The organism is Catellatospora tritici (genome assembly GCF_019083965.1).
GTDB classification, from domain to species: Bacteria; Actinomycetota; Actinomycetes; order Mycobacteriales; family Micromonosporaceae; genus Catellatospora; species Catellatospora tritici.
Window position 1 is genome coordinate 18,607 of record NZ_JAHRCY010000016.1, and the last position, 12,875, is coordinate 31,481.

General features: G+C 71.9%; 13 protein-coding genes. 8 read left to right on the plus strand and 5 right to left on the minus strand.

Going from position 1 to position 12,875, the window contains the following annotated elements; all coding sequences use genetic code 11:
- The first annotated feature begins 3 nt into the window (after positions 1-3).
- On the plus strand, positions 4-582 hold the full coding sequence (locus tag KUA19_RS29595) for a TetR/AcrR family transcriptional regulator (RefSeq protein WP_217401150.1): 579 nt from the start codon (positions 4-6) through the stop codon (positions 580-582).
- Between the two features lie 18 nt (positions 583-600).
- On the opposite strand, the gene KUA19_RS29600 is transcribed toward KUA19_RS29595, so the two are convergent.
- On the minus strand, positions 601-3,129 hold the full coding sequence (locus tag KUA19_RS29600; protein WP_217401152.1) for a copper-translocating P-type ATPase: 2,529 nt from the start codon (positions 3,127-3,129) through the stop codon (positions 601-603).
- Positions 3,130-3,281: 152 nt separating this feature from the next.
- Between KUA19_RS29600 and KUA19_RS29605 the strand changes: the two genes are divergently transcribed.
- Positions 3,282-3,605 (plus strand): metal-sensitive transcriptional regulator, encoded by a 324-nt coding sequence (locus KUA19_RS29605; protein WP_217401154.1) that lies wholly within the window; start codon positions 3,282-3,284, stop codon positions 3,603-3,605.
- A 61-nt stretch (positions 3,606-3,666) separates the two neighbouring features.
- On the opposite strand, the gene KUA19_RS29610 is transcribed toward KUA19_RS29605, so the two are convergent.
- Positions 3,667-4,272 (minus strand): DUF305 domain-containing protein, encoded by a 606-nt coding sequence (locus KUA19_RS29610; RefSeq protein WP_217401156.1) that lies wholly within the window; start codon positions 4,270-4,272, stop codon positions 3,667-3,669.
- A 74-nt stretch (positions 4,273-4,346) separates the two neighbouring features.
- Positions 4,347-4,739, minus strand: coding sequence for a DUF6153 family protein (locus tag KUA19_RS29615; RefSeq protein ID WP_217401158.1), 393 nt, complete (start codon positions 4,737-4,739; stop codon positions 4,347-4,349).
- 204 nt (positions 4,740-4,943) lie between these two features.
- Between KUA19_RS29615 and KUA19_RS29620 the strand changes: the two genes are divergently transcribed.
- From KUA19_RS29620 to KUA19_RS44695, 5 genes are all read left to right on the plus strand, one after another.
- Positions 4,944-5,156: a heavy-metal-associated domain-containing protein gene (locus tag KUA19_RS29620; RefSeq protein WP_217401160.1), complete on the plus strand. Its 213-nt coding sequence runs from the start codon at positions 4,944-4,946 to the stop codon at positions 5,154-5,156.
- Positions 5,153-6,106: a DUF8832 domain-containing protein gene (locus KUA19_RS29625; RefSeq protein WP_217401162.1), complete on the plus strand. Its 954-nt coding sequence runs from the start codon at positions 5,153-5,155 to the stop codon at positions 6,104-6,106. Before KUA19_RS29620 ends, KUA19_RS29625 begins: the two co-directional genes overlap by 4 nt.
- The gene (locus tag KUA19_RS29630) at positions 6,106-8,367 is read left to right on the plus strand and encodes a heavy metal translocating P-type ATPase (protein ID WP_217401164.1); all 2,262 of its coding nucleotides are present in this window, start codon (positions 6,106-6,108) and stop codon (positions 8,365-8,367) included. Before KUA19_RS29625 ends, KUA19_RS29630 begins: the two co-directional genes overlap by 1 nt.
- A gap of 66 nt (positions 8,368-8,433) precedes the next feature.
- Positions 8,434-8,808 carry a hypothetical protein gene (locus tag KUA19_RS29635; protein ID WP_217401166.1) on the plus strand — a complete coding sequence of 125 codons (375 nt, stop codon included), beginning with the start codon at positions 8,434-8,436 and terminating at the stop codon, positions 8,806-8,808.
- A gap of 114 nt (positions 8,809-8,922) precedes the next feature.
- Positions 8,923-9,741 carry a transposase gene (locus KUA19_RS44695; RefSeq protein WP_217401168.1) on the plus strand — a complete coding sequence of 273 codons (819 nt, stop codon included), beginning with the start codon at positions 8,923-8,925 and terminating at the stop codon, positions 9,739-9,741.
- 2 nt (positions 9,742-9,743) lie between these two features.
- Here the strand turns inward: KUA19_RS44695 and KUA19_RS44115 are convergent, their stop codons facing one another.
- Both KUA19_RS44115 and KUA19_RS29650 read right to left on the minus strand, forming a co-directional pair.
- Positions 9,744-10,067 (minus strand): transposase, encoded by a 324-nt coding sequence (locus tag KUA19_RS44115; RefSeq protein ID WP_217401170.1) that lies wholly within the window; start codon positions 10,065-10,067, stop codon positions 9,744-9,746.
- Positions 10,019-10,564 carry a DM13 domain-containing protein gene (locus tag KUA19_RS29650; protein ID WP_217401172.1) on the minus strand — a complete coding sequence of 182 codons (546 nt, stop codon included), beginning with the start codon at positions 10,562-10,564 and terminating at the stop codon, positions 10,019-10,021. The genes KUA19_RS44115 and KUA19_RS29650 overlap by 49 nt, the downstream gene beginning before the upstream one ends.
- 1,180 nt (positions 10,565-11,744) lie before the next feature.
- On the opposite strand from KUA19_RS29650, the gene KUA19_RS29655 reads away from it, so the two are divergent.
- On the plus strand, positions 11,745-12,569 hold the full coding sequence (locus KUA19_RS29655; protein ID WP_217401174.1) for an SCO6745 family protein: 825 nt from the start codon (positions 11,745-11,747) through the stop codon (positions 12,567-12,569).
- Positions 12,570-12,875: the final 306 nt, after the last annotated feature.

Genomic DNA, 12,875 nt, shown 5'->3' on the forward strand with positions numbered 1-12,875 from the left:
GGGGTGCCGAGACTGTGGGACGCCACGATCGACGCGCACCGCGGGGCGGTGCGCGAGGCGGTGCTTGACGCAACGGCGGCCCTGGTCGCCGCGCACGGAGTGGCGTCGGTGACGATGTCGCAGATCGCCGAGGCGTCGGGGATCGGCCGGGCGACCCTGTACAAGTACTTCCCGGACGTCGACGCGATCCTGCGGGCGTGGCATGAGCGGCAGGTCGGCGTCCACCTGCAGCAGCTGTCCCTGGTGCGCCAGCAGCATGCCGGCCAGCCCGGTCCGGCGCTGTCGGCGGCCCTGGACACCTACGCCCACATCTGCCAGACCCAGCACGGCGCGGGCCCGGTGGCGGCCGCGCTGCACCAGGGCGATCACATGGCCCACGCCCACACGCACCTGCGAGAGCTCGTCACCGCCCTGATCGCCGACGCGGCGCAGGCCGGACAGGCACGCACCGATGTGCCGGCCGCCGAGCTGGCGGGATTCTGCCTCAGCGCCTTGCAGGCGGCGTCCGGCTTGTCGTCGAAGGCCGGTGTCGGGCGGCTGGTGGCCGTCACCCTGGCGGGGCTTCGACCTCCGGTCGCCTGACACCGGCCGTAAGCGCGGTCAGCCGGCCGTCGTCGGTGCGGTGGCGGGTAGGGCCCGCCGCGCGGGCGGGGTGTGGCGGCGCAGTAGCAGCGCGTTGAAGGTGACGATGATGGTGGAGGCGCTCATGAGCAGCGCGGCCCACTGCGGTTGCAGCAGCAGGCCCAGGCTCGGGTACAGCACCCCGGCCGCGACCGGGATGGCCAGGAGGTTGTAGATCGCGGCCCAGAACAGGTTCTGCTTGATCTTCGTGCGTACGGCGCGGGCGATGGACAGGGCGTAGCCGACGTCGGCGGGGTTGTCGCGGATGAGCACGACGTCGGCGGTCTCGACGGCGACGTCGGTCCCGGCGCCGATGGCGATGCCGACGTCCGCCTGTGCGAGGGCGGGTGCGTCGTTGACGCCGTCGCCGACCATCGCGACCTTGGCCCCGGACTGCTGCAGCGCCGCGATGTGGCTGGCCTTGTCGGCGGGCAGGACCTCGGCGATGACGGTGTCGATGCCCAGGCGTCGGGCCACGGCCTCGGCGGTGCTCCGCTGGTCGCCGGTGAGCATGACCGTGCGCACACCGGCGGCGTGCAGGCCGGCGATCGCTTTCGCAGCCGGCTCGCGGACCGGGTCGGCCACGGCGATGAGGCCGAGCGGTCTGCCGTCGGCGGCGACGTACATCGCGGTCTTGCCGTCAGCCGCCAGCGCGTCGGCAGCGGCGGTGAGGCCGCTGACGTCGATGTTCTCGCGCTGCATGAGCCGCTGGTTGCCGATGAGGACGGTCCGGCCGTCGACGTCGGCGATGACACCGTGGCCGGGGACCGAGTCGAACCGCTTCGGCGGCAGGACGTCGATGCCGCGGCCTCGGGCGGCCTCGACGATCGCCGCGGCCAGAGGGTGCTGGGAGGGCTGGTCAGCACGGGCCGCGGCGGCCAGCAGGTTGGTGTCGCTCACGCCGTCGGCGGGCACGAGGTCGGTGACAGCGGGCCTGCCCGCCGTCAGCGTGCCGGTCTTGTCGAACACGACGGTGCCGACCCCGGCGGCGGCCTCCAGCGCGGTGGCGTTCTTGAACAGCACGCCGCCGCGGGCGCCCTGCCCGACGCCGACGGTGATCGCGGTCGGGGTGGCCAGGGCCAGGGCGTCCGGGCAGGCGATGACGATCGCCGACACCGCGGCCGTCACCGCGAACGCCGCCCCGTGCCCGCCCCACAGCATCCACACCGCGAACGTCAGCGCGCCCGCGGCCAGCGCGACGTAGACCAGGTATTTCCCGGCGGTATCGGCCATGCGCTGCGCGGGTGCCTTGGACGCCTGCGCGTTCTGGACCATCGCGACGATGCGGGCCAGCGCGGTGTCGGCGCCGACGGCGGTGGCGGTGAACGTGAACGCGCCGGTGGTGTTGATGGTGCCGCCGACCACCGCATCGCCGGGCCGCTTGGCCACCGGCACGGGCTCGCCGGTGATCATCGACTCGTCGACGTAGGACTGCCCCTCGGTGACCGTGCCATCGACCGGGACCTTCGCCCCCGGCCTGACCACGATCAGGTCCCCGGCCACGACCTGCTCCAGCGGCACCTCGGTCTCGCGGCCGTCCCGGCGCACCAGCGCGGCCGGCGGGGCCAGCGACAGCAGGGCCTCCACGGCGCGGCCGGTGGCGAAGCGCGAGCGCATCTCCAGCCAGTGCCCGAGCAGGCTCAGCGTGGTCAGCATCGCTGCGGCCTCGAAGAACACCTCGTGCCCACCCAGCAGGGTGGACACCAGCGAGTACAAGTAGGCGACCAGGATGCCCACGGCGATCAGGGTCATCATGGTGACCTCGCCCCGGCGCAGCGACCGCGCCGCCGAGGACAGGAACGGCCAGCCGCCCCACCACACCACCGGCGTGGCGAGGATCAGCCCGAACCAGCCCATGGACAGCCCGAACGGCGGCTGCGACGGCAGCCCCAGCGCCTGCCCGATGGGCGAGAACGCCACGATCGGGATCGTCAGCAGCGCGCTGACGACGAACCGGCGCAGCATCGCCGCGACCATGTCCGCGCCGTGCCCGGCGTGCTCGTCGTGGCCCGCGTGACCGCCGGTCGCGGCGTCGTGGGCGGTGTGGTCCATCGTCGCGGTGTCGTGATGTGCTCTGTGGCCGTCGTGACCCGTGGTCGGGTATGTGGCCGCGTGCTGGGTGTGGGTCCCGTGTTCCTGCGTCGGAACCGGGTCGGCCGCGGCCGTGTGGCTGGGGTGGTGGGCGTGCTCGCCGGGCTCGTCGGGGTTGCCTGCGGCCGGGTGGCCGGGCTGGCAGCAGGAGGCGGGGCACTGGGCGCAGTCGCACGCGTAGCCGTGTCCGGCCAGCAGCTGCCGGATCGCGGCCGCATTGGTGCGGGCGGGATCGTAGGCGACGTGCAGGACGGCGCGCGTGCGGTCGGCGGTCGCCGACTCGATGCCTGGCTGGTCGGCCAGGTACGCCTCGAGCCCGGCCAGCTCGGTGCCGCAGAAGCAGAACTCGAGCGCCACCTCGGCGACCCGACGGTCGTCGGCGGTAGGCGTGGGGTCGCCTGCGTGCTGGTGTGTCATCTCCGCACTCCACTCGCCATGATCATCGTCTGCGACGGCACTCCGCGCGGGGTCGGCCGGCCGTAGCTACGCGCCAACCGATCCTGGTACCCCTAGGGGGTATATCGAACCGAACATAACATACCCCCTGGGGGTTTGCCTATACTGGTGTCATGACGCAGCCGCACTCCTCCGCCACGCCCGCCGCCGCGACGGTCACCCGCGGCTACACCGCGACCAAGGACCAGCTGCTGGCCCGCCTGCGCCGCATCGAGGGGCAGGTCAGGGGTGTCGAGAAGATGGTCGAGGATGACCGGTACTGCATCGACGTGCTCACCCAGATCTCGGCGATCCAGGCGGCCCTGGACAAGGTCGGCCTGGGCCTGCTGGACGGCCATGCCCGCCACTGCATGCACGAAGGCGCTGAGCAGGGCCGCGCCGACGAGATGGCAGCCGAGATGATGGCCGCGGTCGGGCGCCTGCTCAAGCGCGGCTGACCGCTTCCCGCCACGCGACTGCGGACGCCGGGCCGGGCCGGGCCCGGCGTCCGCAGCAACGCTACAGCCGGTCCAGGACCTGCTGCAGTACCGCGATCTCGGCGGTCTGGTCCTTCTCGATCTTCGCGGCGAGGGCCTTGGCGTCGGCGTTGCCGCCCTGGGCCTGCTCGGTCTTGGCCATGGCGACCGCGCCCTGGTGGTGGGCGACCATCATCCGGGTGTACTCGCGGTCGAACGCCGCACCGGACAGCCCTTCCAGACCGCTCATCTGCTGGTCGGTCATCATGCCGGGCATGGCGCCGTGCATGCCGCCCATCGGGTCGGCGGTCGGCCGCCCCCAGGCCGCCAGCCAGCCCTTCATCGTCTCGATCTCGGGACCTTGCGCGGTCTTGATCTGGGTGGCCAGCTGCTGCACCTGCGGGTCGGCCGCGCGGGTGGCGGCCAGCTCCGACATGCGCACCGCCTGCTCGTGGTGCGGGATCATGGCCTGGGCGAACGTCACGTCGGCACTGTTGTAGTTCGCGCCGGCCGGCGCCGAAGACGCCATACCGGGCATGCCGCTGTGGCCGGTGTTGCTGTGGCCGGTCGTCGAACAGCCGGCCGCGGCGAGGGTCGCGGTGGCGAGTCCGGCCAGCAGCAGCCGCCGGACGAGGATCTTTGCGTACACGGGTGAAGCCTCTCATCGGAGTCTTGCGGACATGGGCGATCGACCGTGCGGCCACCAGGGCCGCCCGGGTGCTCCTATGTCCGTGACACCGACAGCATGGCCAGCCGTATCCGCACCGGAACCGCCGTCGGCGGGCCGCGGGACACCGCCAGCGCCGCGGCGAAGGCACGCGGACTCGGCGTGCGTACCGGGCGCTGCCGCAGCCGCAGCACCGCCACCGCCAGGATGATCAGGGCCGACAGCACGGCCAGGCACACGCTGAACGCGTGCCAGGCGCTGTGGCCGCCGCAGTCGTGGCAGGGCTGCGGCGTGGCGTCCTGGTCGCCGAACGCGGCGGCGTGGACGGCTCGCGTGGCCGGGTGCGGGCCGCCGTGGGCGGCGTGGCCGAAGGTGTGCATCAGGGCCAGCCCGAACAGCACTGCCAGCAGCAGCGCTTTCGGAACCGCCCGGCGCACGACCGTCACCATGCCTCCACCTCCGCCGCGCCCGTCCGGAGCGGCGGCCCTGTCCAGCGTGCCACGGCCGCCTCGACGTACCCACCGGGGGTAACCCCACCCGCGAAGCCTCCGCCGTGCCGACGGCGCGAAGCCGCGCCTTTTCGAAACCCCCCGGGGGTATGCTAGGGTCTCCTTCGGCATACCCGCTGGGGGTATACTTGGAGGGGAGTCGTCATGGAGACCGTGTACACCGTCAAGGGCATGACCTGCGGGCACTGCGTGAGCTCGGTCAGCGCCGAGGTCGGCAAGATCGACGGTGTGACCGGGGTGCAGGTGGACCTCGCATCCGGCACAGTGACGGTGACCAGCAGCAGCACGCTGGCGCAGTCCGCGGTCGCCGCCGCGGTAGACGAGGCCGGCTACGAACTCACCGAGGCCCGGTCGTGAACACGCGGCTAAAACTCAGCCTCTATGGGCTGGGCCTGGCCGCGGTGTTCGCGGCGTCGTTCGGGGCCGGCCACCTGGCCGGCCCCGGCCCCGCCCCGGCCGCCCACCAGGCAGTCGCGGCCCACCCCGGCCACGACGACCCCACCCCCGCGGTGGGGGAGCCCGCCGAGCTGCCCGGCGGGCTGCAGGTGGCCGAAGACGGCTACCGGCTGCAGCCACTGACCGCCGGCCTGTCCGCGCAGGCCGCGCAGCCGCTGCGGTTCACCGTGACCGGACTCGACGGGCGACCGGTCACCTCCTACACCCCGACCCACGACAAGGACCTGCACCTGATCCTGGTCCGCCGGGACCTGACCGGCTTCCAGCACCTGCACCCAGCCCTCGGCGCCGACGGCGTCTGGAGCATCGACGTGCAGGCCCCCGCGGCCGGGCAGTACCGGATGTTCGCCGACTTCCAGCCCGTCGGCCGCGACCGGCCCCTGACGCTGGGCGCGGACCTGCCCGCCGCCGGTGACTACCAGCCGCAGCCCCTGCCCGCCGTCCAGCGCACGACCACCGTCGACGGATACACCGTCGCCCTCGGCGGCGACCTGGTCGCGGGTACGTCCTCCACGCTGACCCTGACCGTCAGCAAGGACGGTGCGCCGGTGACCGACCTGCAGCCGTACCTGGCCGCCTACGGGCACCTGGTCGCACTGCGCGACGGCGACCTGGCCTACCTGCACGTGCACCCTGACGGCACTCCAGGCGACGGCCGGACAGCGGCCGGGCCGGGCATCGTCTTCCACGCCGAGGTCCCATCGGCCGGCGCCTACCGGCTGTTCCTGGACTTCCAACACGGAGACCTCGTGCACACCGCCGCGTTCACCGCCCTCGCCGCGCCGGCACCGGCGGCGGCCCCGGCGCCGACCAGCACCCCCGCCCCGGCGGCCGGCCACGGAGGCCACTGATGAGCACCGACAGCACCCACCTGACCTACGCCACCCAGCACATCGACCTCGCGATCGGCGGGATGACCTGCGCCTCGTGCGCCGCCAGGATCGAAAAGAAGCTCAACCGCATCGACGGCGTGACCGCGACGGTCAACTACGCCACCGAGAAGGCATCGGTGACCTACCCCGAGACCGTCAGCACCGACCAGCTCATCGCCACCGTCGAGGCCACCGGCTACACGGCCGCACTGCCGCCGGCCCCCGACCAGGCCGCCCCCGACCAGCCCGCCGAAACGGACGAGCTGGCCGGGCTGCGCCGCCGCCTGCAGACCTCCGCTGTGCTAGCGCTGCCGGTGGCGGTCCTGGCGATGGTCCCGGCGTGGCAGTTCACCAACTGGCAGTGGCTGTCGCTCGTGCTGGCGGCCCCGGTCGTCGTCTACGGCGGGGCGCCGTTCCACCGCGCGGCGTGGACGAACCTGCGCCACGGCGCGGCCACCATGGACACCCTCATCTCGGTGGGCACCCTCGCCGCGTTCGGGTGGTCGCTGTGGGCGCTGTTCTTCGGCACCGCCGGCACCGCCGGCATGACCCACCCGTTCAGCTTCGCCGTCGTCCGCGGCGGCGGGCAGGACAGCATCTACCTCGAGGTCGCCGCCGCCGTCACCGTGTTCATCCTCGCCGGGCGGTTCTTCGAAGCCCGGTCCAAGCGCCGAGCCGGCGCGGCCCTGCGCGCACTGCTCGAACTCGGCGCCAAGGACGTCACCGTGCTGCGCGATGGGCGCGAGACCCGCATCCCGGTCGGGCAGCTGGCCGTCGGGGACCTGTTCGTCGTCCGGCCCGGCGAGAAGATCGCCACCGACGGCGTGATCGCCGAGGGGGCGTCGGCAGTCGACGCTTCCATGCTCACCGGCGAGTCCGTGCCCGTCGAGGTCGGCCCCGGCGACACCGTCACCGGCGCGACCGTCAACGCCGGCGGCCGCCTGGTCGTCCGCGCACAGCGCATCGGCGCCGACACCCAGCTGGCGCAGATGGCCCGCCTCGTCGAGCAGGCGCAGACCGGCAAAGCCGCCGTGCAGCGCCTGGCCGACCGGATCTCGGCCGTGTTCGTCCCGATCGTCATCGCCCTGGCCGTGGCCACGCTCGGGTTCTGGCTCGGCACCGGCGGCGGACCCGCAGCCGCGTTCACCGCCGCGGTCGCCGTACTGATCATCGCGTGCCCGTGCGCGCTCGGCCTGGCCACCCCGACCGCGCTGCTGGTCGGAACCGGCCGTGGCGCCCAGCTCGGCATCCTCATCAAAGGCCCCGAGGTCCTCGAATCGACCCGCCGCGTCGACGCGATCGTGCTCGACAAGACCGGCACCGTCACCACCGGCCGCATGACCCTGCTCGACACCACGACCACGGCAGGCACCAGCCGCGACCTGGCGCTGCGGCTGGCTGGCGCCGCCGAGGCCGCCTCCGAACACCCCATCGCGCAGGCGATCGCCCGCACCGCCGCCGAGGCGGGCGGCCTTCCCCCGGTGACCGGGTTCACCAACAGGCAGGGCCTCGGCGTCACCGGCGTCGTCGAGGGCACCGCGGTCGTGGTCGGCCGGGCGGCACTGCTCGCCGAGCACGGCCTGGCCGTGCCGGGCGAGCTCGACGCGGCACGGCAGGCCGCCGAGCAGGCAGGGCGGACCGCGGTGCTGGTCGGCTGGGACGGGCAGGCGCGCGCGGTGTTCGCCGTCGCGGACACGGTCAAGCCGACCAGCGCCGCCGCGGTCGCCGGGCTGCGTGCCCTCGGGCTGACCCCGGTCCTGCTGACCGGCGACAACACCACCGTCGCCCGCGCGATCGCGGCCGAGGTCGGCATCGACGAGGTCATCGCCGAGGTGCTGCCCGCAGGCAAGGTCGAGGTCGTCAGGCGGCTGCAGGAGCAGGGCAAGGTCGTGGCCATGGCCGGCGACGGCGTCAACGACGCCGCCGCCCTCGCGCAGGCCGACCTGGGCCTGGCCATGGGTACCGGCACCGACGCCGCGATCGAGGCCGCCGACCTCACCCTGGTACGCGGCGACCTGGTGGCCGCCGTCGACGCGATCCGGCTGTCGCGGCGCACCCTCGCCACGATCAAGGCGAACCTGTTCTGGGCCTTCGCCTACAACGTCGCCGCCCTGCCCCTGGCCGCGTTCGGGCTGCTCAACCCGATGATCGCCGGCGCCGCAATGGCCCTGTCGTCGGTGTTCGTCGTGTCCAACAGCCTGCGCCTACGCGGCTTCCGACCTGTGACCCTCACCCGCTGACCTAGTCCCCGCCGCTGCCGGGCACCTCACCGGTGCCCGGCAGACCTCTCCCAGAAGGCAACGACGATGACCACCCCCACCGCGGCAGCCCACACATGCCGCATCGCAGTGTGCCGTGGGTGCTGCTGCGGCACCGACAAACACCCCGGCACCGACCACCGCCGGCAGCTCGACGACCTGCGTCAGGCGCCGCGAGCCACCGTCACGGTCACCGACTGCCTGGGCAACTGCGAGCGCAGCAACACCGTCGTGGTCGTACCGTCGCCCGCCGGGCGGACCGCCGGTGGGCGGGTCACCTGGCTGGCGCAGGTACTCGACATCGAAACCACACACGCCGTCAGGGACTGGGTGGCCGCAGGCGGCCCCGGCCTGGCGCCGCTGCCGCAGGTCCTGGCACGTCACGTGCAGCAGGCACCGCAGTCGCGGGCCGCTGCGGGCTAGCGATCTTTGGTCTCTAGCGATCTTTGGTCTCTAGGTTCTTCAAGATTGTGTCAAGTTTCGCGCTCCGACCTGGCCAAAGCGGTGACGGTGCTGGCCAGGGCTCAGCAAGACGCTGTGTGGGACCGCACCCAGGCCCACAACAGACTCAGGTCCCTGCTACGGGAGTTCTTCCCGGGATTCCTGCAGGCTTTTGGCGACACCCGGGGCGGGATCATGCGCGGCGAAGCCCGAGCCGTCCTGGCCGCGGCACCGACACCGGCTGCGGCTCAGTCCCTTACCGCCGCGCAGACAGCCGGCCTGCTGCGCCAAGGGGGCCGCCGGCGCGGCGCCGATGCCACGGCCGTGCGCCTTAACGCCGTCTTCCAGCAGGACCGCCTGCGTCAGCCGGTACTGGTCGAACAAGCCATGGGCGTGCAGGCGCTGGCGCTACTACGCGCCGCCCTGGACACCGCATGCCATAACGTCGATACCCTCGCGGAAGCCACAGAGCAGGCCTTCAACGACCACCCCGACGCCGAGATCATCTCCAGCTTCGCCGGACTCGGCCCCCTCACCGGAGCCCGGGTCCTCGCCGAGATCGGCGACGACCGAACCCGATTCGCCGACGCAAGGTCCATCAAAGCCTTCGCCGGCTCCGCCCCCGTCACCCGAGCCAGTGGCAAAAGCCTTCTCGTCATGCACCGCCGCATCAAGAACCAGCGCCTCGCCACCACCGGTCACCACTGGGCGTTCTCCGCCCTGACCGCCTCCCCCGGAGCCCGCACCCACTACGACCGCCGACGCGCCACCGGAGAAGCCCACACCGCCGCACTACGCAACCTGTTCAACAGACTCCTCGGCTGCCTGCACCACTGCCTCCAAACAGGCCAAACCTTCAACGAGAAACGGGCATTCACACCACGGCCACCGTCAAACACCCCGACCAGAGCTTGACATCAAAACGCGTGAGATGTCTTGTCGGCGATGGCATGGTCAGGCCGCACGCGTGGGCGACCGGGTCCGATGCGCGGTACGCGGATGGCGGCCATCAGCTGCTCGAAGGCGGTGAAGTCGCTGACCTGTCCGCCGCTGAGCACGAACGCCAACGTTCGGCCGCGTCCGTCGCACGCGAGGTGGACGTGCTGCCCGCCTTCACCGAGTTCTCCCGACGCATCCGCGCCGAACCGGTCCGGGGGGCTCGCCCTGACCGGCCCTGGGCCTGGCGCGCGGGTTACGCCTGCAGGGGCGCGGCGGCGAAGGAGACCTTGAAGCGCTTGCACCAGATGGTGACGCTGCGCATCTGAGTCGGGTCGACGCTGCCGGGCACGTCGTAGACCTGGGTGCCGTGGGTGCCCTTGAGCCGGCCGAGCTCCACGTACTTCCCGTCGTCGAAGACGTGCCAGCCGTCGCGGCCGGGCAGCACTGGCTGATCGGTGAGCCACACCCGCAGGTCCGGCCCGTCCGATGTGGCCAGATCACGCAAGATGACCTGGTAACGGCCGTCGGGCAGGCGCACCAGCTGGGCTGTTCCCGAACTCTCGTGCTCGTGGGTCACCAGGGCGCCCTCGGCGACGAGCATGGCGACCGGCGAGGCCGGCGGCGCACCCGGTGTCAGCGCCGGGGCCGCGGTCGGAGCGGCCACCACCGGGACGGCGTCGTTGACCGTCTTGGAGGTGAGCAGCTTCCACGGCTGGAACCAGTACATGCCGAACGCCAGGCCCACGGCCAGCACCGCGGCCACCGCCCAGAACGCGGGCTTGCCGAACAACCTCCTCATGCCCGCGACGCTAGACCACCGGGCCGGGCCATGGCGGGCACGTTCGCAGATCGTAAGGAATCGCCGCCGCCGGACCGCCCCCGCGTCGCGCAACTCGTACTGCTCGCCCACGTCCTCGCCGCCGACAACGACAGCGCCCTGTGCGCCTGCCACCGCATCAGCGGTCCGGACACCGACGCAACCTGATCCTCTGCGCGGTGCTTGAGGCACGCGCGGTGGTCGAGGCGGGCTTCCTGCCTGCCTAGTGGCGCCTCGGACGTTGGTGTGTGCCAGACCGCACGCTGGCTGCGGCGCCCGCCCGAGACGGGCCGTCCGTGCCGACCTGGGCGGGAGCCGTATACGGACCGACCGGCGTGGCACAGGTGCACGAACCGTCGGACGGATGCTGAATATGCCGCTTGAACTGCGGAAACGTGTCGCCGGCCTAGACCGAGGTTCCTAGGATGCTTAGGCGTTGTGGTCCAGGCCTCTGGTGAGACAGCTCGTACTCCATGGCTGTCAACACCTCGGGAACCCGTGCTGTGCACAGGACCGCCGGCCGAGGTCGAGTACACCGCTCGTGGACACCTTGACCCACGCCCCAGGGCGGCGAAGACGCCGCGAGCGAGTCCGACGGCGGCATAGCCGACCACGCGACGGTCTGCACGACCGGGCCGCAACGATCCGGCCGGGCACGACCGCGTACGGGAACCGGACGCCGGTCACCCGGCGGTAGTGGTCCAGCCGACATCGGGCGCCTGGTCACGCGACTGATGACGCCCGCTCACTACTGGTTGCAAGCAGTCACCGCCAGGGTGTCGGTGTACAGGTCAACGTGCACAGGCCCGTACGCCGCAACGTGCGCAAGACCGAGGGGCCGGCCATAAGAGCCGGCACGGAGAGATCCGCTGACCTCCGCCAAGCACTGTCTCGGTTGGCCGCGCGTGGGCTACGGAGAGTTACCGAGGCCCGGGGAAGGTTACCGCCTATGGATTGTCGAGTTCGATCTCAGCGGCATGAGAGCGCATGGCTACCTGCTGTTCGAGATCATGTGGAATGCGCAGTTGGCGGCTCGAGAGTAAGGCTGATCTTGGCTGGGTTGACGTTGGCCGGATTTGTCGTATCCAGGCCATGTTGTTCGTAGCTCGGGTGAAAGGATGCCCACCGAGGGCGCTGTCACGACCACAGGAGGGGCCGACCGATGCCGCACCCACTGGCCAAGATTCGCCGCATGTTTGAGCTCGTCGAGCCGATTGCCACCATCACGTTCTCCGAGGTGCCGAACGAAGCGTTCCTGGCCCTCGGCATGCGCAACTACTGGGACGGATACTTCGCGGGCCGGGCCGCACCGCTGGGGCTGGCACCGGCCGAGGTGGTGCACGCGGTCTTCTACAACTTTGCCGACGGTGAGGTGGCGCGCCACATCCCGTGGGTCTGGGGGAAGACCACCCCGCAGGAGGCGATCGCCGTGCGCGAGCGGGGCAGTGCCACCGCGTTGCGGCAGATGATCGGGGAGCTCGCCGACTCCCCGGGTTTGGTGCGGGTCGCCGAGCTCGCTACCCGAGCAGCGGTCAGCGCCCCGACCGAGGGCCGAGCGCTGTACGCCGGGCTGCGGGCGCTCGTCGTGCCGCAGGAGCCGGTGGCCAAGCTCTGGCACGCAGCGACGCTGCTGCGGGAGCACCGCGGAGACGGCCACAATGCCGCCCTCGTCGCCCACGGCATCGGTGGCACCGAGGCCCACGTCCTGTTGGCTGTTTCCCTTGGAATGAGGGCGGAGGATTTCGGTCGGATCCACCACCTGCCCAAGGCGCAGCTGGCCGCAGTCGTCGACGGGCTGCGCGGCCGTGGCTTGGTGGACGCCGTCGGCGGGTTCACCGACGCCGGCCGGGAAACCAAGCAACGGATCGAGGCCCTCACCGACGAGCTGGCGGCGCCGGCCTACGACGTGCTGAGCGCGGACGAGCTCGACGAGCTGATCGCGGGGCTCGAGCCGATCGCCACCGCGTTAGAGGCGGTCGACTACTGAGCTGGCGTATCAGGCAACGGCCACGTCCCAGCTCGGCACGGCGGCTTCCAAGATGCCGAGCGCTTTCCGTCGTAAGTTGGCTGCGGCCGCACTACTCGGCGGAACCTCCACACATCAGCAGAAACGGATGTTCCTCCGGAAGGGCTAACGAGAACAGCGTCAGGGTCGCGGCGAGCCCGGACCCTGTCCCGACGGCAGGGATCCGACCATCGCACCGGACAGCAGCCTTCCCGGCGCTGGCGACAGGCCAAGACCCGACTGGCCCGCGTCCACGCCCGGGTCGCGCACCTGCGCGCCGACGGCCTG